Annotated in this window: 19 protein-coding genes; 9 read left to right on the top strand and 10 right to left on the bottom strand. The window is 63.8% G+C overall.

Features of this window, described 5'->3' with window-relative positions; all coding sequences use genetic code 11:
• Positions 1 to 58 precede the first annotated feature (58 nt).
• The 5 genes from yacG to ACCD07_RS07775 form a co-directional block, all read right to left on the bottom strand.
• A complete protein-coding gene (gene yacG, locus ACCD07_RS07795; protein WP_176654615.1) occupies positions 59 to 232 on the bottom strand; it encodes a DNA gyrase inhibitor YacG in 174 nt (57 codons plus the stop codon).
• Positions 233 to 241: 9 nt separating this feature from the next.
• Positions 242 to 997, bottom strand: coding sequence for a cell division protein ZapD (zapD, locus tag ACCD07_RS07790; RefSeq protein WP_176654614.1), 756 nt, complete (start codon positions 995 to 997; stop codon positions 242 to 244).
• Positions 998 to 1,086: 89 nt separating this feature from the next.
• On the bottom strand, positions 1,087 to 1,722 hold the full coding sequence (gene coaE / locus ACCD07_RS07785) for a dephospho-CoA kinase (protein WP_176654613.1): 636 nt from the start codon (positions 1,720 to 1,722) through the stop codon (positions 1,087 to 1,089).
• Positions 1,723 to 1,729: 7 nt separating this feature from the next.
• Entirely contained in the window at positions 1,730 to 2,599 is an 870-nt protein-coding gene (locus ACCD07_RS07780) for a prepilin peptidase (RefSeq protein ID WP_353399845.1), read from the bottom strand.
• Between the two features lie 75 nt (positions 2,600 to 2,674).
• Positions 2,675 to 3,262 carry a TetR/AcrR family transcriptional regulator gene (locus ACCD07_RS07775; protein ID WP_413447016.1) on the bottom strand — a complete coding sequence of 196 codons (588 nt, stop codon included), beginning with the start codon at positions 3,260 to 3,262 and terminating at the stop codon, positions 2,675 to 2,677.
• 125 nt (positions 3,263 to 3,387) lie between these two features.
• Between ACCD07_RS07775 and ACCD07_RS07770 the strand changes: the two genes are divergently transcribed.
• The gene (locus tag ACCD07_RS07770) at positions 3,388 to 3,723 is read left to right on the top strand and encodes a histidine kinase (protein WP_176654610.1); all 336 of its coding nucleotides are present in this window, start codon (positions 3,388 to 3,390) and stop codon (positions 3,721 to 3,723) included.
• Here ACCD07_RS07770 and ACCD07_RS07765 read toward each other — a convergent pair.
• The 4 genes from ACCD07_RS07765 to ACCD07_RS07750 form a co-directional block, all read right to left on the bottom strand.
• Positions 3,701 to 4,924, bottom strand: a complete 1,224-nt coding sequence (locus tag ACCD07_RS07765; protein ID WP_353399854.1) for a type II secretion system F family protein — start codon at positions 4,922 to 4,924, stop codon at positions 3,701 to 3,703. The two genes, ACCD07_RS07770 and ACCD07_RS07765, sit on opposite strands and share 23 nt — an antisense overlap.
• 11 nt (positions 4,925 to 4,935) lie before the next feature.
• The gene (gene pilB, locus ACCD07_RS07760) at positions 4,936 to 6,675 is read right to left on the bottom strand and encodes a type IV-A pilus assembly ATPase PilB (RefSeq protein WP_413447015.1); all 1,740 of its coding nucleotides are present in this window, start codon (positions 6,673 to 6,675) and stop codon (positions 4,936 to 4,938) included.
• A gap of 134 nt (positions 6,676 to 6,809) precedes the next feature.
• Positions 6,810 to 8,099 (bottom strand): HlyC/CorC family transporter, encoded by a 1,290-nt coding sequence (locus tag ACCD07_RS07755; RefSeq protein WP_176654607.1) that lies wholly within the window; start codon positions 8,097 to 8,099, stop codon positions 6,810 to 6,812.
• A gap of 130 nt (positions 8,100 to 8,229) precedes the next feature.
• Entirely contained in the window at positions 8,230 to 9,738 is a 1,509-nt protein-coding gene (locus ACCD07_RS07750) for a tetratricopeptide repeat protein (RefSeq protein WP_413447014.1), read from the bottom strand.
• Between the two features lie 133 nt (positions 9,739 to 9,871).
• Between ACCD07_RS07750 and ACCD07_RS07745 the strand changes: the two genes are divergently transcribed.
• Complete coding sequence (locus ACCD07_RS07745; RefSeq protein WP_413447013.1) at positions 9,872 to 11,824, top strand: prolyl oligopeptidase family serine peptidase; 1,953 nt, start codon at positions 9,872 to 9,874, stop codon at positions 11,822 to 11,824.
• Here ACCD07_RS07745 and uraH read toward each other — a convergent pair whose 3' ends face one another.
• The gene (uraH, locus tag ACCD07_RS07740; RefSeq protein ID WP_413447012.1) at positions 11,825 to 12,178 is read right to left on the bottom strand and encodes a hydroxyisourate hydrolase; all 354 of its coding nucleotides are present in this window, start codon (positions 12,176 to 12,178) and stop codon (positions 11,825 to 11,827) included.
• Positions 12,179 to 12,298: 120 nt separating this feature from the next.
• On the opposite strand from uraH, the gene puuE reads away from it, so the two are divergent.
• The 7 genes from puuE to ACCD07_RS07705 all read left to right on the top strand — a co-directional run bounded on the left by puuE (position 12,299) and on the right by ACCD07_RS07705 (position 23,910).
• Positions 12,299 to 13,252, top strand: a complete 954-nt coding sequence (gene puuE, locus ACCD07_RS07735; protein ID WP_413447011.1) for an allantoinase PuuE — start codon at positions 12,299 to 12,301, stop codon at positions 13,250 to 13,252.
• Between the two features lie 7 nt (positions 13,253 to 13,259).
• Positions 13,260 to 14,729 (top strand): xanthine dehydrogenase small subunit, encoded by a 1,470-nt coding sequence (gene xdhA / locus ACCD07_RS07730; protein WP_413447010.1) that lies wholly within the window; start codon positions 13,260 to 13,262, stop codon positions 14,727 to 14,729.
• A gap of 11 nt (positions 14,730 to 14,740) precedes the next feature.
• The gene (gene xdhB / locus ACCD07_RS07725; protein WP_413447009.1) at positions 14,741 to 17,074 is read left to right on the top strand and encodes a xanthine dehydrogenase molybdopterin binding subunit; all 2,334 of its coding nucleotides are present in this window, start codon (positions 14,741 to 14,743) and stop codon (positions 17,072 to 17,074) included.
• Positions 17,075 to 17,084: 10 nt separating this feature from the next.
• Complete coding sequence (gene xdhC, locus ACCD07_RS07720) at positions 17,085 to 18,131, top strand: xanthine dehydrogenase accessory protein XdhC (protein ID WP_413447008.1); 1,047 nt, start codon at positions 17,085 to 17,087, stop codon at positions 18,129 to 18,131.
• A 30-nt stretch (positions 18,132 to 18,161) separates the two neighbouring features.
• Positions 18,162 to 19,469: a guanine deaminase gene (gene guaD / locus ACCD07_RS07715; RefSeq protein WP_413447007.1), complete on the top strand. Its 1,308-nt coding sequence runs from the start codon at positions 18,162 to 18,164 to the stop codon at positions 19,467 to 19,469.
• 18 nt (positions 19,470 to 19,487) lie between these two features.
• On the top strand, positions 19,488 to 20,951 hold the full coding sequence (locus ACCD07_RS07710) for an adenosine deaminase (RefSeq protein WP_176654598.1): 1,464 nt from the start codon (positions 19,488 to 19,490) through the stop codon (positions 20,949 to 20,951).
• A gap of 577 nt (positions 20,952 to 21,528) precedes the next feature.
• A complete protein-coding gene (locus ACCD07_RS07705; RefSeq protein ID WP_413447006.1) occupies positions 21,529 to 23,910 on the top strand; it encodes a TonB-dependent receptor in 2,382 nt (793 codons plus the stop codon).
• The last annotated feature ends 26 nt before the right edge of the window (positions 23,911 to 23,936 follow it).

The raw sequence follows: 23,936 nt of genomic DNA, 5'->3' as shown, positions 1-23,936 counted from the left end.
GAGCTCGACAGCGACGCCGTCGAGCTCGTGTCCGATTGCCGGAACTGACCCCGCTGTTTTATTCCTCGTCGAAGGGATCCTTCGGCGGCTCGGCGGGTATGGTGTATTTTTCCTCGGCCCAGGCGCCGAGGTCTATCTGTTTGCAGCGTTCCGAGCAGAACGGGCGATACTTATTCTCTTCCTTCCACTCCACTTTGGCGGAGCAGGTAGGGCAGTCAACTACGGTGGCCATGATCAATCTTCAGAAGTTACAGAGGGTGAGCTCGAATGGTACATCATCTTCCAGCGGCTTGGGTTTCAGGTCGCCGCCCTGGCTGGTAAAGCGCACCCACAACATGTACTTGTTGGCGGAAATTTCCGGGATCGCGCCCAGCGATTCGTCCAGGGTCAGCCGCAGCATCTGGTACACCTTGCCCTGCAACATCTGCTGGTAGCTGCCGGCGACGGCGATCATCTTGACCGGGCCGCCGGAATCGCGCAGCAGGCGCAGCACCAGGCCCAGCGCGTCGAACAGCGGCGCCAGCGGCGCGAACCAGTTGACGATGTCGTTGAAGCGCTGCTCGGCCGGACGCTTTTGCCACGCGTAGTAGGACGGCAGGTCGAATTCGCAGGCGCCGCCCGGAATGATGGTGCGGCCGCGTATGCTCATCAGCCATTCGTTGTCGCGCACGTTCTGCCCGGTCTTGCCCTGGGCGGCGACCAGCGCGCTGCTGACGCCGTCCAGCTCGGCCAGGATGGCGTCCAGCGTTTCGGCTTGTACATTGGGATTCATGCGGTAGCCCAGCAGGCTTTGGCGCTGGCGCTCCAGTTCCTGCAGCAGGTCGGACTTCAGGTCGGCGCGGCCGGCCACTTCCAGCATATCGAAGATGGTCGCCAGCGCGACGTGGTGCTGCATGGGATGTTCTTGATGCACAAAGAACTTGAATTTCTCGTACAGATCCTCCAGTCGCAACAACGTGCGGATGCGCTCGTTGAAAGGATATTCGTAGACAATCAAAATAACATCCCTCTGTGTGGTGGACTTGCGATGAATTCTCGTGATTTTGAAGCAAGCGAAGCAAAATTACAAACGTTGCGAAGGTATTGTTACCGTTCTTTTTGAAAATGCCAGCTCATTTCCAAATATAAATGGTGCAGGCGGTCGATTTGGGGCTCCAGCGCCTCGATTCCGCCGCCGTTTTCAATCACGTCGTCCGCCGCGTCCAGCCTTTGCTGGCGGCTGGCCTGCGCTGCCATGATGGCGCGGACCTGCGCTTCGGGCAAATTGTTTCGCGCCATCACGCGCGCAATTTGCACTTCTTCCGGGCAGTCTACCGCAAGGATGCGCGTGACGCGCTCACGCCAGGAACCGGATTCGACCAGCAGCGGCACGGCGAAGATCACGTAGCTGCCGGTGGCCGCTGCGGCCGCGGCCAGCGCGGCGTCGCGGATGCGGGGATGGAGGATGGCTTCGAGCCTGGCCTTGGCGCCGGCGTCGGCAAACACAAGGCTGCGCATGCGCGCGCGGTCGAGCGCGCCGGAGGCGTCGGCAAACCCGGGGCCGAACTCGGCGACGATGGCCGGCATCGCCGCGCCGTGCGGCGCCGTCAGGCTGTGGGCGATCTGGTCGGTGTCGACGATGCTGGCGCCGCGCGCGGCGAACATGTCGGCCACGGTGCTCTTGCCGCTGCCGATGCCGCCGGTCAGGCCGATGGAGAAGGGCAGCGTGGGCAGCGTGTTCATGGCGGGGTCAGGGTACAAAGCTCATCGTGAAGGCGGCGATCGGCGCGCCGTACAGCATGGCGACCAGTCCGGCCGCCGCCAGGTAGGGGCCGAACGGGATCGGGTTGTTGCGGCCGTGCTTGGCGAACACGATCAGCGCGATGCCGACAATGGCGCCCACCACCGACGACAGCAGGATGATGGTCGGCAGCATGGTCCAGCCCATCCACGCGCCCAGCGCGGCCAGCAGCTTGAAGTCACCATAGCCCATGCCTTCCTTGCCTGTCGCCAGCTTGAACAGCCAGTAGATGGACCACAGCACCAGGTAGCCGGCGGCCGCGCCGATGACGGCGTCGCGCAGCGGCACGAAGGTGCCGTTGATGTTCATGATCAGGCCGGCCCACAGCAGCGGGTAGGTCAGGTCGTCCGGCAGCAGCTGGGTATCGAAGTCAATGAAGGTCATGGCGATCAGCGCATACAGGAACAGCAGGGTCGACAGGCCGGCCCAGCCGCTGCCGAAGTGCCAGATCATCACGGCGCTCAGCGCGCCCGTCAGCGCCTCGACGGCCGGATAGCGGGCCGAGATCGGCGCCTTGCAGTTGCTGCAGCGGCCGCGCAGCACCAGGTAGCTGACCACCGGGATGTTTTCCAGCGCCGTGATCTGGTGCTTGCAGTGCGGGCAGGCCGAGCGCGGCACCATCAGGTTGTAGCGGTCGGTGTGCGGCAATTGCTTGCCCGATTCGGAGGCGACGTAATTGTCCGATTCGCGCTGCATCATCTTCGGCAGGCGGTGGATCACGACGTTGAGGAAGCTGCCGAACAGCAGGCCGAACAGGCCGGCGATGAGGCTGATGGCCAGGTTGCCGGCGGGGGCGAACAGCAGGGTCGATTCAGGCATAGGAAAGAAGCTCAGGGCCGCAGGATAATCACCAGCCCATAATAAAGCATTACGGCAACATTGCGGCGCCGTTTTTCAAGGCAATCCACCCAGTTCGCCCAGGATGTTGCGCACCGCCGCCAGCACCTCGTCCGACAGCGCCGGATCCGCCTTGGCGACGGCGCGCGCCGCCGCTACGCCGCCTATCATCGCGGCGGCGATCGTCAGTCCGGTCTGGCGCGCGTCGGCTTCCGGCCTGGCCTTGGCGACCTGCCGCTCGAACGCGGTCGCGGTGCGCAGGAAGCCTTCGGCGAAGTGGGCGCTGAGGGCCGCGTCCTGGCGGCCGATCTCGCTGGCCGAGGCCGCCAATGCGCAGCCGCCGGACATGTCGTCGCGGGTGGCGGGGGCCAGGTAATAGTCGAGGAACTCGGCCAGGTCGGGGATGCCGTCCTTGGCGTGCTTGCCCAGCCGCGCGGCCGCGCGCTGCACGCCGTAGCCCAGCGCTTCGGCCGCCAGCGCTTCCTTGGACGGGAAGTGCGCATACAGCGCGCCGTGGGTCAGGCCCGCTTCCTTGCTGATTTCAGCCACGCCGACGCCGTCGATGCCGCGCTCGCGGAACAGGCGGCCGGCCGCCTGCACCAGTGCGTTACGGTTTTCCTCGGCTTTTTCTCTGGTGATGCGCATGGGCAGATTGTAGGTCAAATTGATTACCATCGCAATCAATACGCGTCTTCCCTCGTTGGAGATATGGGCCGCGCGAGGGAGTTATGGCACTGTGATGAACTGCCCCATCCGGCCCGGAGCCGCTCTTGCCTTCCTACTTGATACCGCTATTGTTGCTGGCCTGCGCAGTGCCTTCGGCGCTGCTGCTGGTGTGCATGCGGCGGATGCGGCGGCGGCTGGAGCACCGCGCGCGCGCGGCGGCCGCGCTGCACGATACGCTGCTGCAAAGCATACAGGGCATGATCCTGCGCTTTCAGAGCGTCGCGCACCGCCTGCCGCCCGGCAGCGCCGAGCGGGAGACCATAGAAACCATCCTCGACCAGGCCGACGAGGTGCTGGCCGAGGCGCGCCACCAGATCGTGGCGCTGCGCCGGCCGGACCCCGCAACGCCCGCGCCGGCTACACCACCGAACCGAGCTTGAAGATCGGCAGGTACATCGCGATCACCAGGCCGCCGATCAGCACGCCCAGGATGACCATGATGGCCGGCTCCATCAGGCTCGACAGCGAGGCCACGGCCTCGTCCACTTCTTCCTCGTAGAAGTCGGCCACCTTGCCCAGCATGGCGTCCAGCGAACCGGACTCCTCGCCGATGGCGACCATCTGCGTCACCATGTTGGGGAACACGTCGGCGTTCTGCATCGCCACCGTCAGGCTGGTGCCGGTGCTGACTTCGTTCTGGATCTTGCGCGTGGCGTCCAGGTACACGGCGTTGCCGGCAGCTCCGCCGACCGAATCAAGCGACTCCACCAGCGGCACGCCGGCGGCGAACATGGTGGCCAGCGTGCGGGTCCAGCGGGCGATGGTGGCCTTGCGGATCACGTCGCCGAACACTGGCAGCTTGAGCAGCAGCTTGTCCATGAAGCGCTGCATCTGCAAGGAGCGCTGCCAGGCGCGGAAGAAGAAGTAGATCCCCGCGAACAGCCCGCCGAAAATCAGGTACCACCAGGTGACGAAGAATTCCGACAGCGCCATCACGAACAGCGTGGGCGCCGGCAGGTTGGCGCCGAAGCTTTTGAACACTTCCTTGAACGCCGGCACCACCCAGATCATGATCACGGCCGTGACGATGAAGGCCACCGCCAGGATCGACACCGGATACATCAGCGCCGACTTGATCTTGGCCTTCATGGCCAGCGTTTTTTCCTTGTAGATCGCCAGCCGCGTCAGCAGGTCTTCCAGGATGCCGGCCTGTTCGCCGGCGCCGACCAGGTTGCAGAACAGCGGATCGAAATACAGCGGGAACTTGCGGAACGCCTGGTTCAGGCTGGTGCCGGTCTCGATATCGGCGCGCAAGTCCATCACCAGCTTGGACACCGACGGATTGGCGTGGCCCTTGCCGACGATGTCGAACGATTGCAGCAGCGGCACGCCGGCCTTCATCATCGTCGCCAGCTGGCGCGTGAACAGCGAGATATCCTTGTCGGTGATTTTCTTGCCGCTGCGGTAGGCCTTTTTCTTGACCTTGGTGACCATGATGCCCTGGCGGCGCAGGGTGACGTTGACCACCGCCTCGCCGCCGGCGCGCAGCTCGCCGCGCACGGTCTTGCCGCTCTTGTCCTTGCCCTCCCAGGCGAAAATCGATTCCTTGACCTGGTGGCCTGCGTTGCCGGATGTCGCCATGGGTATGTTTCCTATTCGTTGGTACAGCCGAGCACTTCTTCGAGGCTGGTCAGACCGTTACGCACTTTCACCAGGCCGGACTGGCGCAGCGACTTCACGCCTTCCTCTTCCGACTTGGCGGCGATTTCCATCGAGTTGCCATGCGCCAGGATGATCGCCTCGATCGCCGGCGAGATCGGCATGATCTGGTAGATGCCGACGCGGCCCTTGTAGCCGCCGCCGTTGCAGCGTTCGCAGCCGACCGGGCCGTACGGCTTCCAGCTGCCGTCGAGCTCGTCTTCCTTGAAGCCGGCCTTGAGCAGCAGGTCATGCGAAATCTCCACCGGCTGCTTGCAGGTGCACAGCCGGCGCGCCAGCCGCTGGGCGGTGATCAAGATCACCGACGAGGCGATGTTGAACGGCGCCACGCCCATGTTCATCAGCCGCGTCAGGGTCGACGGCGCGTCGTTGGTGTGCAGCGTGGAGAACACCATGTGGCCGGTCTGGGCGGCCTTGATGGCGATGTCGGCCGTTTCCAGGTCGCGGATCTCGCCGACCATGATGATGTCCGGATCCTGGCGCAGGAAGGACTTCAGCGCCACCGGGAAGGTCAGGCCGGCCTTGTCGTTGACGTTGACCTGGTTCACGCCCGGCAGGTTGATCTCGGCCGGATCCTCGGCGGTGGAGATGTTGATGCCGGGCTTGTTGATGACGTTCAAACAGGTGTACAGCGACACGGTCTTGCCCGAGCCGGTCGGGCCCGTCACTAGCACCATGCCGTACGGGCGCTGGATGGCGTCGAGCAGCAATTCCTTCTGGTCCGGATCGTAGCCGAGCGCGTCGATGCCCATCTGGGCCTGGGTCGCGTCCAGGATGCGCATGACGGTCTTCTCGCCGAACAGCGTCGGCAGGGTCGAGATGCGCAGGTCGATGGTCTTGGTCGGCGACACGATCAGGCGCATGCGGCCGTCCTGCGGGATGCGCTTTTCCGAGATGTCCAGCTTGGCCAGCACCTTGATGCGCGAGACCAGCTTTTCCTTGATCGAGATCGGCGGCTGGGCGTGCTCCATCAGCACGCCGTCGACGCGGAAGCGCACGCGGTAGAATTTTTCGAACGGTTCGAAGTGCAAGTCCGAGGCGCCCATGTTGACGGCGTCCATCAGCATCTTGTTGAGGAAGCGCACCACCGGCGCGTCCTCGACGTCGTTGGCGCCGGCGTCGGCCGCCGCCGAGGCTGCCGCCGCGGCGTCTTCCTCTTCGGCGAACTGGATGTCGGCCTCGTCGCCGGCCAGGTCGCTGATGCTTTGCTCGCTGGTCTTGTTCAGCCTGGCCAGCAGCTGCAGCAGCGCGTCATGCGGGACGATGATGGGTTCGACCGTCGACTCGGTCTGGAACTTGATCTGGTCCAGCGCTTGTATATTGGTCGGATCGGAAATCGCCACCGACATCTTGTTGCCGCGCTTGGCCAGCGCGATCACGCGCTGCGCCTGCATCAGCTTGTTGTCGATGATCTTGGCCGGCAGCGCCTCGACGTTCAGCGCCTGCACGTCCATCATCGGATAGGCGAAGGTTTCGGAACAGAAGGTGGCCAGCGCGCGCGAGTCGATCGCGCCGCTGGCCAGCAGCACGTCGATGAACGCCAGTTTCTCGCCCACGGCTTTTTTTTGCAGCGCCTCGGCCTGGACGGCGGAAAGGCGTCCCGCTTGCAGCAATGCGCGTGCCAACCCCGGCATCGGGGCGCCTGGCGCGGCGTTGGGTAGGACTGCTGCCATAGAAGCGTTCGTCGGATGGAGGAGGGCGGATCACGGAATGATGCTCTCAGGCATCATATTTGTAAAGCCGTTTGTCGCTCCCAAGAAACGATTGTACTCCGCAATGTTGCTTAAGCCCACGCGATTGATGCGGATTAGTGACTGCGTTTGCTACCCGGACGTATCAATTTGACGACTTTGATGGCCTGGTCGTGGACTTGCACCACTTCGATGATGCACTGGTCGATTTTGATGCTGATCGGCGCGTCCGGGATTTCCTGCAACAACTCGAGCAGCATACCGTTCAGCGTCTTCGGGCCGTCCAGCGGGAAGTTCAGGCCCAGGCGTTTGTTGACGTCGCGCAGCGCCGTCGAGCCCTCCAGCAGGCATTCTCCCTGCTCGTTCCAGCCGAAGGTGTCGGCCCGCGCGGCGCCCGGCATCGATGTCGTAAATTCACCGATCATTTCCTCGATGATATCGTCCAGCGTGACCAGGCCCTGCACCTCGCCGTACTCGTCGACGATGATGCCCAGGCGCTCCTTGTTCTCCTGGAAGTACTGCAGCTGGGTGAACACGCCGGTGTCCTGCGGGATGAAGTAGGGCGTGGTCAGCAGTTCGCGGAAATGCTCGACGGTCAGCTCGTCTTCCTGGTTCAGCAGCGCCACCGCCTTGCGCACGTGCAGGATGCCGATGATACGGTTGATCTCGCCTTCATAGACGGGCAGCTTGTTGTGGTAGCAGGTGGTCAGCTCGCGCTTGATTTCGTCGACGGTCAGTTCCAGGTTCAGCGCCTCGATCTGCGAGCGCGGCGTCATGATGTCCTCGACCGAGATGGTTTCCAGGTCGAACAGGTTGAGCAGGATGCTCTTGTGCTTTTGCGGGATGAAGTTGCCGCCCTCGAGCACGATCGAGCGCAGCTCTTCCGGCGACAGGCGGGCCTCGTGCGCGTGCGCGCCGGCCTTGATGCGGAAAGCCTTGAGCACGATGGAGACGAACAGGTTGACGAACCAGATCACCGGCTTGGCCAGGGTCATCAGCGGTTTCAGCACCATGCTGGTCGGCAGCGCGATTTTTTCCGGGAAGGTGGCGCCCAGCACTTTCGGCGAGATCTCGGCGAACACGATCAGCAGGAAGGCCACCACGCCGGTGGAGATGGTGATGACGTTGTCGTCGTGGCCGAAGGTCTGGATGGCGATGGCGGTGACCAGCGCGGTGGCCATGGCGTTGATCAGCGTATTGGCGATCAGCACCAGCGACAGCAGCTTATCGGTGCGGTCGAGCAGCCACAGCGTGGTGATGGCGCGGCGGCTGCCGCGTTTGGCCATGTGGCGCAAACGATAGCGGTTGGCCGCCATCAGGGCGGTTTCGGCCATGGCGAAGAAGGCCGAGCACAATATCAGGAGGGCGAGCGCAAGAAATTGCACCCAAAACGGCACGGTATCCAAGGGTCACCGTAAAGAATCTTGCATGGGAAACTGGTCGGCCTGATCACGGCGCCGGCCCAGACGGCATGGCCCAAAACGCGGCCACAGAGCTACGGATTCTAAGGCAAGCCCGGCTGACATGCAAGTTTGCCTATGTTGCTTTCCTCAGCATCATGGCGAGGGCGGCGATGGGGGCGCCGTTTTCCTGGCGGGCCGACAGCGGTTCCGCGGCGAGGATGTCGAAGCCGTGGGCGGCGGCCAGGCGCTTTATATATGGCAGCGTGTGGGCGTAGCGGTTGGAGGGACGCAAGACGTAATCCGCGCCGTCGCCGGCCTCTACCGTGAAGCAGAAGTGGCCGCCGGGCAGCAGCGCGCCGCGCACGCCGTTGAATACCGGCGCCAGGTCGCCGATGTAGACGAACACGTCGGCCGCCACCGCCAGGTCCCAGGCCTGCCGCTGGCCGTCCAGCCAGGCCACGACGTCGTCGCAGGCCAGTTGGTCGTACAGGTCGCGCATGGCCGCCTTGTCCAGCATCTGCTGCGACAGATCGACGCCGTACAGGCTGCGCGAGTAGGCCTTCAAATAGGGGCCGCACAGGCCGGTGCCGCAGCCGAGGTCCAGCGTATCGAGGCCGGCGGTGCCCACGGTGCGGCGTATCAGGCCGTCCAGGTAGGCCGGCGTCTGGTAGTCCAGTACTTCCACCAGGTGCTGGTCGAAGTGGTTGGCGTACTGGTCGAACAGCGAACGCACGTATTCGGCCGGCAGCGCCGCCGGTGTGTCGCCCGCGCCCACCGAGGCCAGCGCGAAGGCGATGGTTTCCGGATTGTCGCCATGCGCCAGCGCGGCGCGGTAGGCGGCGACGGCGTCGTCGTTGCGGCCCATCGAGCGCAGCGTGTTGCCGCGGTGGTAGTGCGCCAGCGCGTAATCCGGCTTGAGTTCCAGCGCGCGGTCGTAGCTGTCCAGCGCGGCGCCGAATTCGCCCAGCCGCTGCAAGGCCGCGCCTTGCCCGCTGTACGCTTCGGCCCAGCGCGGCCGCAGATGGATGGCGCGGTCGAAGCTCTCCACCGCCTCAGGCAGCAGGCGCAGGCAGTGCAGCGCGTTGCCGCGCGCGAACCAGGCGTCGGCGTTGCGGTCATGGATGTGCAGCGCGTTTTCCGCCGCGCCCAGCGCGTTCAGGTAGCGGCCCAGGTCCTGCAGCACGATGGCGCGGTTGCAGTGCGCTTCGGCGTACTTCGGCTGGATGTCCAGCGCGCGCTGGTAGCTGAGCAGCGCCTCGTCCGGTCGCCCCAGCTTGCGCAGGGCGTTGCCGCGATTGCTCCACGCCATCGCGTAGTCTGCCTGCAGGGCGATCGCACGGTCGTGGCTGGCCAAGGCTTCGTCGGCACGGCCGGAGTCGAGCAGCGCGACGCCGAGGTTGCAATGGGTCTTGGCCTGCGATGCGTCGACGGCGATGGCCTGCGAGATGAGTGCGATGGCCGTTTGCGCATCGCCGGACTGGCGCGCGATCACGCCCAGCAGGTGCAGGGCGTCGAATTGCGCGGGGTCGAGTTCCAGTACCTGGCGGTACAGCGCTTGCGCCGGTTCCAGCAGGCCCTGCTGATGCAGCGCCACGGCTTGTTGCAGAAAAGACGCGGTCAGCGCCGAGTGGGATCCATTCATAGTGCGCATCTTAGCCGATGGCGCATCCGCATGCCTGAATTCTCTCCAAATATTGCAATATGAAAACATTGTATGGCGTGATAGCATTTCAGGCAATATCATTTCCCGGAGCCAGTCGATCATGCGCTTGAAATTGCCGTTAGCCTTAGCCATCAGCGCGATATCGCCTGCATTGGCCCACGCCCAGGCCGCGCCCGGGCTGATACCGATCGAGAGCTTCGTGCGCGAAGACCAGTACTTCAATCCGAAGATGTCGCCCGACGGCAAGCATCTGGCGGTAACGGTGCGCACGCCCGTGGGCAAGCGCACGATACCGATGGTGACTTTCTACAGCCTGCCGGACCTGAAGCTGGAAAGCACGATACGCATGCCGCTGTTCTCGGTGCCGGTGAGTTACCAGTGGGTCAGCAACACGCGCCTGGTGGTGGAAAAGGGCATCGAGGTTGGCTCGCGCGAAGCGCCGCGCGCGACAGGGGAGGTGCTGGCGATGGACTTCGACGGCACCAACCAGGCCTATCTGTACGGCCATGAAATGACCACCTATTCCAAACAGGGCGGACGCTACGGCAACGACTGGGGCTACGCCTCTCCAGCCTACTTCCCCGATACCCGCAACGACCATGTGCAGCTGGGGACCTACCTCTGGCGCAACGAGGCCAGCTCGCTGTACGACGTCGATACCCGCTCGGCCATCCGCAAGGAACTCACGACCATTCCGGTCGCCAACGCCACCTTCGTCATACAGAACGACGGCAAGCCCCGTTTCGTCATCGCCACCGACGAACAGAATTACCTCAAGCTGTGGCGCTATAGCGACGCCACCGGCAAATGGGCGATGGTCGAGGAGAAGCCTGGCTCGCGCCTGTCGCCGAATGATTTCAGCGCGGACAACAAGGAGTTCCTGGCTTGGTACTCGGAACATGGCGGTCCGTCCAAGCTGGTGCGTCAGAAACTGGACAGCGACGAGCGCCGTGTGGTGGCCGAAGACGAAATCGGCAGCATCGACCGGGTGATGCACGCATCGAGCCATGCCTTGCCGGTCGCCGCGTTCACGCACACGGGCCGTCCGCGCGTGATCTACCTGGAGCCGTCGCATCCTGACGTGGCGCTGCACCAGGCGTTGAGTGCCCAGTTCCCCGATGCGACCGTCAATCTGGTCAGCGCCACGGACGACGGCTCCAAGCTGCTGGCGTTTGTCCACAGCGACCGCGATCCCGGCGTGGTTTATCTGTACGACCGCAAAGCCAACAAGGCCGACCAGCTGTATGTGTCTATGGGCGGCATCGACCCGGACCAGATGGCGCCGCGCCGTCCAATCAAATTCAAGGCGCGCGACGGCTTGCTGCTTGAGGGCTACCTGACCCTGCCCAAGCTGGCCAGCGGCGCCAAGCCGCCGCTGATCCTGCTGCCACACGGTGGCCCGCACGGCCTGTTCGATACCTGGTACTTCGACACCGACGCGCAGTTCCTGGCCAGCCGCGGCTATGCCGTGCTGCAGGTGAATTATCGCGGTTCCGGCGGGCGCGGCGAGCACTTCAAGACGCTGGGCTACCGCGAGTGGGGCGGCAAGATACTCGACGACCTGGTCGATGGCGTGAAATGGACCGTGGCCCAGGGGGAGGTGGACGGCACGCGCATGTGCGCCTACGGCGGCAGTTTCGGCGCCTACGCCGCCCTGATGCTGGCCTCGCGCGAGCCGGATATGTTCAAGTGCGCGGTAGGCTATGCCGGCATCTACGAGTTGCCGCTGCTGCACAAGGAAGACCAGGTGAAGGGCAACTCACGCATGTCCAGTACTTTTGTCCGCTACATCGGCGAGGATGCGGCCGAACTGGCGCGTTATTCGCCGGCGCAGCACGCGGCCAGCATCAAGGCCGGCGTGCTGCTGATCCATGGCGGACACGATGAAACCGCCCCCAAGGAGCACGCGTTCCTGATGAAGGAGGCGCTGGAGAAGGCCGGCCATGCGCCGGAGTGGTACTACGTGGACTACGAAGGCCACGGCTTCTACGACACCGAAAACCAGACCGAGGTTTACAAGCGGCTGGAAGCCTTCTTCGCCAAATACCTGGGCAAGCCGAAGTAATCAGCTGCCGCGGTAGGTCGAATACGCCCACGGCGAGACGACCAGCGGCACGTGGTAGTTCTGGTCGGCGCTGGCGATACCGAACGCCAGCGTCACCTCGTCGATAAAGCGCGGCTCCGGCAGGTCGACGCCGCGCGCCGCGAAGTATTCCCCCGCGCCGAACACCAGCTCATACTTCCCCGGCTTCATCGTCTCGCCTTCCAGCAGCGGCACCGCGCAGCGGCCGTCGGCGTTGGTGACGTCGCTCTTCAGCAGCTCGCGGCCTTGCGCCGTCACCGCATACAGCGCCACCTTGACGCCTGCGCCAGGCTTGCCGACTGTGATATCCAAAACGTGTGTGCTGAGCTTGCCCATGATTAGTCCCCGTTAGTCCTATATGTTTAAGTGATAAGTAGCTATTGCACAAATCATATACCGGCATGGTTCGACGCATATATGATTGCAGATATATTCCTCATAGACTCGCTTGCGCCAATGACCACTTACGACAACTACCCGCGCGACCTGATCGGTTACGGCCCGAAACCACCCCACGCCCAGTGGCCCGACCAGGCCCGCGTGGCCCTGCAGTTCGTGCTGAACTACGAAGAAGGCGGCGAAAACAACGTGTTGCACGGCGACGCCGGTTCCGAGACCTTCCTGTCCGAGATCATCGGCGCGGCCTCGTTCAGCAACCGCCACATGAGCATGGAATCGATCTACGAGTACGGCTCGCGCGCCGGCTTGTGGCGTTTGCTGCGCATGTTCGAGGAGCGCAAGCTGCCGCTGACGGTCTTCGGCGTGGCGATGGCGCTCAAGCGCCATCCCGACGCGGTGGCCGCGTTCAAGGACCTGGGCCACGAAATCGCCTGCCACGGCCTGCGCTGGATCACCTACCAGAACATGGACGAGGCCACCGAGCGCGCCCACATGAAGGAAGCGGTCGAGATCATCCGCGACCTGACCGGCAGCGCGCCGCAGGGCTGGTACACCGGCCGCGACTCGCCGCAGACCAAGCGCCTGGTGGTCGAACACGGCGGCTTCCGCTACGACGCCGACAACTACAGCGACGACCTGCCGTTCTGGCAGAAGGTCGACTACACCGACGCCGAAGGCCGCGCCGCCGTCGCGCCGCAGCTGATCGTGCCGTACACGCTGGACACCAACGACATGCGCTTCGCCGCCGCCCAGGGCTTCAACTCCGGCACCCAGTTCTTCGACTACCTGAAGGACGCCTTCGACGTGCTGTACGCCGAGGGCGACCCCAACGGACTGAACCAGCCGAAGATGCTGTCGATCGGCCTGCACTGCCGCATCGTCGGCCGCCCGGCGCGCGCCGCCGCGCTGGCGCGCTTCCTCGACTACGTGCAAAAGCACGATAATGTCTGGATCACGCGCCGCATCGATATCGCCGAACACTGGCGCAAAACACATCCATACGCAGCTTGAGGCCACGATGTCCGAACCGATTCGTTTTTACTACCGTGGCGCGGTTCAGGAAATCTCCGCCGCCGCGCCAACCCGCACCGTGCTGCAGCACCTGCGTGAGGACTTGCACTGCACCGGCACCAAGGAAGGCTGTGCCGAGGGCGATTGTGGCGCCTGTACCGTGGTGGTCGGCAGCCTGAACGCCGCCGGCGAACTGGAAATGAAGGCGGTCAACTCCTGCATCCAGTTCGCGCCCACGCTGGACGGCAAGGCGCTGTTCACCGTGGAAGACCTGCAGCAGCCGGACGGCGCGCTGCATCCGGTGCAGCAGGCGATGGTGGAATGCCACGGCTCGCAATGCGGTTTCTGCACGCCGGGTTTCGTCATGTCGCTGTGGGGCATGTACCTCGACAAAGACGGCCAGCCGGCCCAGCGCAAGGAGATCGACGATTGCCTGTCCGGCAACCTGTGCCGCTGTACCGGCTACCGCCCGATCATCGATGCCGCGCAGCGCATGACCGAGTTGCCGAAGGTCGGCTTCGAGCGCGCCGCGCTGGCCGAACAGCTGCGCGCCTTGCAGCGCGGCGTCGGCGTCACCTACACGGCGCAGGGCCAGTCCTTCCACGCCCCGCGCACGCTGGACGAATTGGTCGCGCTGCGCAACGAACATCCGAAAGCCACGCTGCTGGCCGGCTCCACCGACATCGGCCTGTGGGTCACCAAGCAGATGCGCGAGCTGGGCGACATCATCTACCTGGGCCACGTCGCCGCGCTGCAGTCGGTGCGCGAGGCGGACGGCATGCTGGAAATCGGCGCCGGCGTCTCGCTCAACGACGCGTACGAAGCCTTGTGCCGCCTGTATCCGTCGCAATTGAGCGAAATGTGGCAGCGCTTCGCCTCGCTGCCGATTCGTAACGCCGGCACCCTGGGCGGCAACGTCGCCAACGGTTCGCCGATCGGCGATTCGATGCCGTGGATGATCGCCGTCGGCAGCGAAGTGGTGCTGCAGGGCGCCAATGGCCAGCGCATATTGCCGCTGGAAGCCTTCTATCTCGACTATCAGAAAAAGGACATGCAGCCGGGCGAGTTCGTGGCCGCCGTGCGCGTGCCGCTGCCGCGCGCGGGCGTGCAGTTCCGCACCTACAAGCTGGCCAAGCGCTTCGACCAGGATATCTCGGCCGTCTGCGCCGCGTTCGCGTTCAAGCTCGATGGCGACCACATCGTCGACGCGCGCATCGCCTTCGGCGGCATGGCGGCCACGCCGCGCCGGGCCGCTCGCGCCGAGGCGGCGCTGACCGGCCTGCGCTGGAACGAAGCCAACCTGCGCGTGGCGATGGACATGCTGGCGCAGGATTTCGCGCCGCTGTCGGACATGCGCGCATCGAGCACCTACCGCATGCAGACGGCGCAGAACCTGCTGCGCCGCTTCTGGTTCGAAACCTGCGCCGAGGCGCCGCTGGCGGCCGACGCCGTCAACGCTTTCGCCTGCCGCGCCTGAAAGGAGCCATCATGAATCAACCAGTCGCTCCCGCGCTGCTCGCCGCCCAGGCATGGAAGGCGGTCGGCGTCGCCCGTCCGCATGAATCGGCCGAGCTGCACGTGCTGGGCCAGGCCACCTACACCGACGACATCCCCGAGCTGCAAGGCACGCTGCATGCGGCGCTGGGCTTGTCGTCCAAGGCGCACGCGCGCATCGGCGCGATGGACCTGGCGCCGGTACGCAATTCGCCGGGTGTGGTGGCGGTCTACACGGCCGAGGATATCGTCGGCACCAACGACTGCGGTCCGATCATCCACGACGATCCCATCCTGTGCGCGGGCGAGGTGCAGTATGTCGGCCAGCCGATATTCATCGTCGTCGCCGACACCCACGACAACGCCCGCCGCGCCGCGCGCCGCGCCGTGATCGGCTACGACGAGCTGCCGGCGATCTTTACACCGCAGGAAGCCAAGGCGGCCAATTCCTATGTACTGCCGCCGATGCACCTCAAGCGCGGCGACTATCAAGCCGCTTTCGACATGGCGCCGCACGTGGTCAAGGGCCAGTTGTTCGTCGGCGGCCAGGAGCAGTTCTACCTGGAGGGCCAGATCGCCTACGCGATCCCGAAGGAGGACAGCGGCATGCTGGTGCAGTGTTCGACGCAGCACCCGAGCGAGATGCAGCACGTGGTCGCGCATGCCTTGGGCGTGCATTCGCACAAAATACTGGTGGAATGCCGCCGCATGGGCGGCGGTTTCGGCGGCAAGGAATCGCAATCGGCGCTGTGGGCCGCGTCCGCGGCTATCTCCGCGGCCAAGCTGCGCCGGCCGGTCAAGCTGCGCGCGGACCGCGACGACGACATGCTCGTCACCGGCAAGCGCCACTGCTTCTTCTATGAGTACGAAGTCGGCTACGACGACAACGGCAAGATCCTCGCCGCCAAGGTGGACATGACCTTGCGCGCCGGCTTCTCGGCCGACCTGTCCGGTCCCGTCGCCACGCGCGCGGTCTGCCACTTCGATAACACCTACTACTTGTCGGACGTCGACATCCGCGCCGGCTGCGGCAAGACCAACACGCAGTCGAATACCGCCTTCCGCGGCTTCGGCGGTCCGCAGGGCGCGATCGCGATCGAATACATCGTCGACGAAATCGCCCGCAACCTGGGCCGCGACGCGCTCGATATCCGCCGCCTGAATTTCTACGGCAAGACCGAGCGCAACGTCACGCCATACGGCCAGGAGATCGTCGACAACGTCATCGAGGCGCTGACGGCGGAGCTGGAGCAAAGCAGCGACTACCGCGCGCGCCGCGCCGCTGTCGAGGAATACAACAAGACCAGCCCGGTGCTGAAGAAAGGGCTGGCGCTGACGCCGCTCAAGTTCGGCATCGCCTTCAACGTCACTCACCTGAACCAGGCCGGCGCGCTGGTCCACGTGTATGTGGACGGCTCGGTGCTGGTCAATCACGGCGGCACCGAGATGGGGCAGGGCATCAACACCAAGGTGTTGCAGGTGGTGGCGCACGAACTGGGTCTGGATCCGGAGCATGTACGCGCCACGGCCACCGACACCAGCAAGGTCGCCAACACTTCGGCCACGGCCGCCTCCACCGGCGCGGACTTGAACGGCAAGGCGGCGCAGGACGCGGCGCGCCAGATCCGCGAACGCCTGGCCGCCTTCGCGGTCAGGCTGTATGGTGATGACGACGGCGTGCCGGTGCAGTTCTTCGACAACGCGGTGCACGCCAACGGCCACTCGATTCCGTTCCCCGAACTGGTGCAGAAAGCCTATCTGGCGCGCGTGCAGCTGTGGTCCGACGGCTTCTACGCGACGCCGGGCCTGCATTGGGATCCGAAGACGATGAACGGCCACCCGTTCTCCTACTATGCCTACGGTGCCGCTGTTTCGGAAGTGGTGGTCGATACGCTGACCGGCGAATGGAAGCTGCTGCGCGCGGACGCCTTGTACGATGCCGGCCGTTCGCTCAATCCCGCCATCGACCTGGGGCAGGTGGAGGGCGCGTTCATACAGGGCATGGGCTGGCTGACGACCGAGCAATTGTGGTGGAATCCGGCCGGCAAGCTGATGACGCATGCGCCGTCGACCTACAAGATTCCCGGCGTGTCGGACTGCCCGGAAGACTTCCGCGTGCGGCTGTTCGACAACGGCAACGTGGAGGACAGCATCCACCGTTCCAAGGCGGTCGGCGAGCCGCCGCTGCTGCTGCCGTTCTCGGTGTTCTTCGCGATACGCGATGCGATTTCCGCTGTCGGCGGACATCGGGTCAATCCGCCGCTGAACGCACCGGCGACCAGCGAAGAGATCTTGCGCGCGGTGTCGGCGGTGGAAGCCGCGGCCTGAGGACGTCATCATGAACGAATGGCTGACAGCTGCGATCACGGAACCGGCGGTGCTGGTGACGGTGGCCATCGTCGAGGGCTCCGGCCCGCGCGAACCCGGCGCCCGCATGCTGGTGACGGCCGATGGCCAGGTCGACACCATCGGCGGCGGACATCTGGAAATGTGCGCGGTGGATGTCGGACGCAGCATGTTGAAAGGCGCCGCCAGGGGAGAGGATGTCCACGCCCGGCTGGAGCGGTACGCGCTCGGTCCGACGCTGGGCCAGTGCTGCGGCGGCGTCGTGCACCTGGCCTTTGAATTGATCGACCCCGCGCTGGCCAGGGTGATGTCCAGTCTGCGCAAACGCCAGCGGGAGGACAGTTGGCGCCTTAGCGCCATCGACGGCATGCCGGTCTCGCTGCTGCTCGATGCCGATGGTGCAATCGTCGCCGGCGCGGACGAAGCCGCCCCGTTCGGCCCGGCCTTCCCGGCAATCGACCACCAGCGCGGCACGCACGTCCTGCGCGACACCGCCGGCCGTCGCTGGCTGGCCGATCCATGCCTGGCACCGCGCGCGCATCTGCTGCTGTTTGGCGCCGGTCACGTCGGCGCGGCCATCATCCGCATGCTGGGCGAGCTGCCGTGCACCGTTACCTGGATCGACGAGCGCGATGACATGTTCCCGCAGTCCATACCCGCCAACGTCACCGTCGAAGCTACCGACGCGCCGGAAGCGTTGGTCGCCGCCGCACCGGCAAACGCCAGCTACCTCGTCATGACCCATAGCCACGCACTCGATCAGCGCCTGAGCGAAGCCATCCTCCGCCGCGCCGACGTCGGCTGGTTCGGCCTGATCGGTTCGAAGACCAAGCGCGTCCAGTTCGAGCGCCGAATGGCCGCGCGCGGCCTGCCGCAGGACCGCATCGACGCCATGGTCTGCCCCATCGGCGTGGCCGGCATCACCAATAAACTGCCCGCCGCCATCGCCACGTCCGTGTGTGCCCAGCTGCTGATGGTGTGGGAGGCGCAGCAGGCCGCCGTGCAAGGCGCGCCGGTGCGCCTGGTCGCTTCGCGTTAAACTGAGCATTCCCAACCAGGAAGGCCTTTCATGCCAAACACCCTGCAAGCCTACCGTGGCAGCTTGCTGCACTTTCTTGCCGATCCCGCCTTCAGCGACCAGTCATATGCATGGCATGAAGACGGCCTGCTGGTTGTCGCCGACGGCAAGGTGCAGGCGGCCGGCGACTATGCCACGCTGCACGCCGCGCTGCCGCCGGGCACCGAGCTGCACGACTACAGCGGCAAGCTGCTGCTGCCCGGATTTATCGACACCCATGTGCACTATCCGCAGACCGACATGATCGCCTCGCCGTCGGAGGGCCTGCTGCCTTGGCTGGAAACCTATACCTTCCCGACCGAGCGCCAGTTCGAGGACCCCGTTCATGCGGCCGGCGTGGCCGAGTTCTTCCTCGACGAGTTGCTACGCTGCGGCACCACCACCGCCATGGTCTACTGCACCGTGCATCCGCAATCGGTGGACGCCTTCTTCACCGCGAGCGAGGCACGCGGCCTGCGCATGGTGGCGGGCAAGGTGATGATGGACCGGAACTGCCCCGAGTTCCTGCGCGACACCGCCGAATCCAGCGCCCGCGACACCGAAGCGCTGATCCAGCGCTGGCACCAGCGCGGCCGCTCGCTGTACGCGATCACACCGCGCTTCGCGCCCACCTCCACCGAGGAACAGCTGCAACTGGCTGGCGAGCTGGCGCGCGCGTATCCGGACACCTTCATCCAGACCCACGTATCGGAAAACGAAGCCGAATGCGCGTGGGTGCGCAAATTGTTCCCCAAGTCGCGCAGCTACATCGACGTCTACGACAGCTACGGCATGCTGCGCCCGCGCGCCATGTACGGCCACTGCATCTGGCTCAATGAGCAGGACCGCCTGCGCATGGCGGAAACCCGCTCGGCCACCGCCATCTGCCCGACCTCCAACCTGTTCCTCGGCAGCGGCCTGTTCGACTTCGAGCGCGCCGACCAGGCCGGCGTGCCGCTGTCGCTGGCCACCGACGTGGGCGGCGGCACCTCGTTCTCGATGTTGCAAACGATGAATGAAGCCTATAAAGTAGCGCGCTTGAGCGGCAGTTATTTGCCGGCTTTGCGGATGTTCTACCTGGCCACGCTGGGCGCGGCCCGCAGCATGCAGCTCGAAGGCACGATCGGCAATTTCGCCGCCGGCGCCGAGGCAGACTTCATCGTCCTCGATCCGCAGGCGACGCCGCTGCTGCAACGGCGGACCGCGCGCGGCGAGAGCCTGGAAGAGCTGCTGTTTGCGCTGGCCTTGCTGGGCGACGACCGCGCCGTGGCGGCTACTTATTCGGCCGGCCGCAAAGTCCATACCCGCGAAACGAATTAATTCACATTGGGATCACACATGAAGAAAAAAATCGCCGTCCTGAAGGCCGCCGCCATTGCCGCCGCCGTGTTCTGCGCCATGCCGCACGGCGCGCAGGCCGCCAGCAATGAAGAGATCACCAAGCGCCACTTCGCCGCGCTGGTCTCGGGCAAGGAGCCCAAGCTGGCCGAGCTGACGATGTTCTTCACCATGATGCCCAAGGGGGGCGACCTGCATCACCACTACTCGGGCGCGCTGTACGCCGAGCAGTACCTGGAATGGGTGGACAAGCAGGGCTATTGCGTCAACAAGACCAGCTACACCATCGACATCAAGCCGGACGTGGCGGCCGCCGAAGCCGCCAAGCCGCTGGCCGAGCGCGCCTGCCTGTCCGGCCAGGACGTCATGAACAACAATACCGTGCTGGCCAACCTGCTGCAGCGCTGGTCGGACAAGGACTTCTACAACCACAGCGGCCTGCAGTCGCCGCCGGACCGCCAGTTCTTCGACACCTTCGCCTACTTCAATCCGGTGTCGTCGACCAACGGCGCCGACGGCCTGCAGCGCCTGAAGCAGCGTGCGATCCAGGAAAACCTGAGCTACATCGAGACCATCTACGAGATCGCGCCGATCGCGCAGGACCTGGAGTTCGACCGCAAGGCCACCGGCGGCGGCGTCACCGACGCCGACCTGGAAGCCTGGGCGGCCAAACTGGACCATGACGCCGCCTTCCAGGGCTGGATCGCCGGCTACCTGGAGGGCGTGCAGACCAACGGCGCCGGCATCGACGACGCCAACTTCACGCTGCGCTACCAGCCGTTCGCGCTGCGCTTCCTGTCGCCGTCGCAGGTGTTCTCGCAGATGGTGTCGAGCTTCAAGCTGGCGCTGGCCAGCCCGATGATCGTCGGCGTCAACATCGTCGGCCAGGAAAGCGTCAACGTGTCGATGCGCGATTACGCGATGCACATGCAGATGTATAAATTCCTGAAAGCCAAGTATCCATCCGTGAAACTGGCGCTGCATGCGGGTGAGCTGGCGCTGGGCATGGTGCCGCCGGAGGGCCTGACCTTCCACATCAAGGACGCGATCGACGTGGCCGGCGCCAGCCGCATCGGCCACGGCATGGATATCGCCCACGAGACCGATCCGCTGGGCATCATGAAAAAAATGCACGACAAGCAGATCGCCGTCGAGGTTAACCTCAGCAGCAACGACTTCATCCTCGGCATCAAGGGCGCCGCCCACCCTGTCACGCTGTACCGCAAATACGGCGTGCCGTTCGTGCTGGCGACCGACGATGCCGGCGTGTCGCGCAACAACCTGTCCGGCGAATACGTGCTGTACGCCGCGCGCTACCAGCCCGATTACGCCGAAGTTAAAAAGCTGTCATATGACAGCATCCGCTATTCCTTCCTGGCGGACGCCGATAAACAGCGCTTGCTGAAAGCTTTGGACGGCAAGTTCGCCCGGTTCGAGGCGGCCATCGCCGGCGCCAAGCGCTGATCCTGTTGCGCTGGCACGACGTAATCGCTGGTGTTACACATCTAAATTCGTTCTTTACGCGGCTTGCCATGTTTGCCACACTCCAGAGTGAGTGTGGCAACATTGCGACATAAACAGACTTGCCTGCACCGTCTTAGTGCGTTTTACGCATGAATTAATTTCAAGCCTTTATCCGTCTACTATAATTCTCCCCTTAAAGATGCCTGTCTGCTCATAGAGTGGAAACCAGCGCGGTTCAGCGCCTCATTTATATGGCTTTCATATAAATCCCTAAAGTAAATCGTATTTGTCACACATTTTTTGCTGATGCATAGTTGTTGAAGATGCTTCCAAACCGTCAACTTTGTTGTGGTTTCGAAGGTGTTGATACCACATTCAGTCCGGCAAGCAGTGGCAGTCTGATCGACCTGACTTTCTTGTCATGGTGGTGAAATATTTACTGATTACAATTTTGTGATGTCATGGGCACTTTGTGTCAAGAATGTGACCGCGGGCCACAAGCCCGGCCAGGTCCAGGCATCGTAAAACACAATAAATTTTTTTACATAAACTGGGAGTTCCCTTAATGCAATCCGCCGTGAAACACAATCCGAAGCTGCGTCTGAGCCTGGTCGCTCTGGCATGCCAGATGGTCTGCATGGGCGCCGCGTTCGCGCAAGACGCAACCGCCGACGCCGCCAAGCCAGCCACTGAAACCGTGACCATTACCGGCCGCAAAGTCGGTATGGGCCTGATGGTGCAGGAAGACGTACCAAAGGCACGCTCGACCGTTACCGCCGAGGAACTGGCCAAACAGCGTCCTACCGGTAACGCCTACGACGCTCTGGCCCTGCTGCCGGCAGTGAACACCTACAGCTACGACTCGACCGGCCTGTTCGGCGGCGGCCTGACCCTGCGCGGCTTCAACTCCGACCAGATCGGCGCGACCATCAACGGCGTTCCAGTGAACGATTCGGGTAACTTCGCTGTGTTCCCACAGGAATACGTCGACCAGGAAAACACCTGCACCACCTTCGTGACCCAGGGTTCGACCGACGTCGACTCGCCACAAGTTGGCGCCACCGGCGGTAACTTCGGCATCACCACCTGCGATCCAGAAGACGAGCAGCGCTTCCGCGTAGCCCAGACCCTGGGTCAGCTGAGCATGTTCAAAACCTATCTGCGCTACGACAGCGGCCGCTTCCTGAACGACAAGGCCAAGGTCTTCGTCTCGGTATCGCAGGCCAAGTCGGACAAATGGAAAGGCGCCGGCGAAGCTAACCGCAAGCACGTCGACATCGGCTTCAACTACGACTGGGACCGTTTCAACTTCATCCACGGCACCGTGTTGTACAACAACGCCAAGAACAACAACTTCAGCAGCTTCAACCTGGCTGACCTGAAGTCGCACGGCTACTACTACGATTACTCGACCACCTTCATCGGCCACGCACCAGCGAGCCCAGGCAAGGCAGTCAGCGATCCGGCACAGAACAACGCCGACTCCTACTACAAGTTGTCGCTGAACCCGTTCGAGAACGTCATTGCCTCGGCAACGGCCAAGTTCCGCCTGGGCGAGAACACCGACATCAAGATCGTGCCTTACTACTGGTACGGCTACGGCACCGGCGGCGTGCAGCAGAAACTGCAACAGGAAAATGCCTTCCTGAATCCGGCCACCGGCAAATTCACCGGCGTCGACCTGAACGGCGACGGCGACACCCTGGACAAGGTCTGGGTGTACAGCGGCTCGATCACCCGTACCCAGCGTCCGGGCGGTTCCGTATCGCTGACCCAGAACTGGGGCAACCACCAGATCCTGGCGGGCTTCTGGTACGAGCGCGCCAAGCACCAGCAAACCGGTCCGATGGAAAAGCTCGACAACAACGGCGAGCCTACCGACATCTGGCTGCGCGACAACCTGGTGACCCGTCCGGACGGTTCGCTGTACGAATCGCGTAACTGGAAATCGATCTCGACCGCGTTCCAGGGCTTCATCCAGGACACCGCCACCTTCGTCGACGACAAGCTGACCGTCAACGTTGGCCTGCGTACCCCGCACATCAAGCGCGACTTCACCAACTACGCCAACGAAGGCAACAGCCAGTCCACGCCGAACTCGGGCGTGACCTACCAGTACAACAAGACCTACTCGACGGTCCTGCCGCAACTGGGCCTGCGCTATCGCATCACCAACGACGATCAGCTGTTCGCCAGCCTGGCCAAGAACATGAAGGCGCCACCTAACTTCGTGTTCTCGACCACCAACGGCAACCTGCAGATCGTCAACAACATCCCGACGCTGCTGGGCGATGTCAAAGCCGAAACTTCGATGAACCTGGACATGGGCTACCGTCACCAGACGACCGCCATCACCACCCAGGCCACCGTCTTCTTCAGCGACTTCAAGGACCGCCAGGCTACCGCCTTCGATCCTAGCTCACAGACCTCGACGCTGACCAACGTCGGCAAAGTGCGCAACAAGGGCTTCGAACTGGAAGCGGGTAACACCCCTGTGAACGGCTGGTCGTTCTACGCTTCGCTGGGTTACAGCAGCAGCGAGATCCAGGCCGATCTGCAGGCAGCCAAGGGCGTGTACCTGCCGACCAAGGGCAACCAGTTCCCACTGACCCCGAAATGGAAAGGCGGCCTGTCCGCTTCGTACGAGACCAACAACTGGTACACCCGTCTGAAAGCCAAAGTCACCAGCAACCAGCAAGCTACGCTGGCCAACGACGAACTGGTTCCAGGCTACACCACGGTTGATTTCGACGCAGGCTACCAGTTCGCCAGCGCCGGCATGTTCAAGAATCCCAAGCTGACCCTGAACGTGTCGAACCTGCTGGACCGCCAGTACCGCAACCCATCGTCGCAGTCCGTGACCAACGCTACCGCCTACCCAGGCGTTACCGCGAAGTCCGTGTTCTACTACCTGGGCGCTCCACGCTTCCTGTCGGCAACTCTGCGCGTCGACTTCTAAGCTGAGTTCTACGCTGAGTTCTACGT

It is taken from the genome of Duganella sp. Dugasp56, assembly GCF_047304105.1.
Taxonomy (GTDB): domain Bacteria; phylum Pseudomonadota; class Gammaproteobacteria; order Burkholderiales; family Burkholderiaceae_D; genus Rugamonas; species Rugamonas hordei.
The sequence above is the reverse complement of the archived record's forward strand: the minus strand, read 5'-3'. Positions and strand labels throughout refer to the sequence as shown.

Coding starts and splice junctions, on each gene's coding strand:
- yacG (WP_176654615.1), bottom strand. CDS start 232: ATGGCCACCGTAGTTGACTGCCCTACCTGCTCCGCCAAAGTGGAGTGG.
- coaE (WP_176654613.1), bottom strand. CDS start 1,722: ATGAACACGCTGCCCACGCTGCCCTTCTCCATCGGCCTGACCGGCGGC.
- ACCD07_RS07780 (WP_353399845.1), bottom strand. CDS start 2,599: ATGCCTGAATCGACCCTGCTGTTCGCCCCCGCCGGCAACCTGGCCATC.
- ACCD07_RS07775 (WP_413447016.1), bottom strand. CDS start 3,262: ATGCGCATCACCAGAGAAAAAGCCGAGGAAAACCGTAACGCACTGGTG.
- ACCD07_RS07765 (WP_353399854.1), bottom strand. CDS start 4,924: ATGGCGACATCCGGCAACGCAGGCCACCAGGTCAAGGAATCGATTTTC.
- pilB (WP_413447015.1), bottom strand. CDS start 6,675: ATGGCAGCAGTCCTACCCAACGCCGCGCCAGGCGCCCCGATGCCGGGG.
- ACCD07_RS07750 (WP_413447014.1), bottom strand. CDS start 9,738: ATGAATGGATCCCACTCGGCGCTGACCGCGTCTTTTCTGCAACAAGCC.
- uraH (WP_413447012.1), bottom strand. CDS start 12,178: ATGGGCAAGCTCAGCACACACGTTTTGGATATCACAGTCGGCAAGCCT.
- puuE (WP_413447011.1), top strand. CDS start 12,299: ATGACCACTTACGACAACTACCCGCGCGACCTGATCGGTTACGGCCCG.
- xdhA (WP_413447010.1), top strand. CDS start 13,260: ATGTCCGAACCGATTCGTTTTTACTACCGTGGCGCGGTTCAGGAAATC.
- xdhB (WP_413447009.1), top strand. CDS start 14,741: ATGAATCAACCAGTCGCTCCCGCGCTGCTCGCCGCCCAGGCATGGAAG.
- xdhC (WP_413447008.1), top strand. CDS start 17,085: ATGAACGAATGGCTGACAGCTGCGATCACGGAACCGGCGGTGCTGGTG.
- guaD (WP_413447007.1), top strand. CDS start 18,162: ATGCCAAACACCCTGCAAGCCTACCGTGGCAGCTTGCTGCACTTTCTT.
- ACCD07_RS07710 (WP_176654598.1), top strand. CDS start 19,488: ATGAAGAAAAAAATCGCCGTCCTGAAGGCCGCCGCCATTGCCGCCGCC.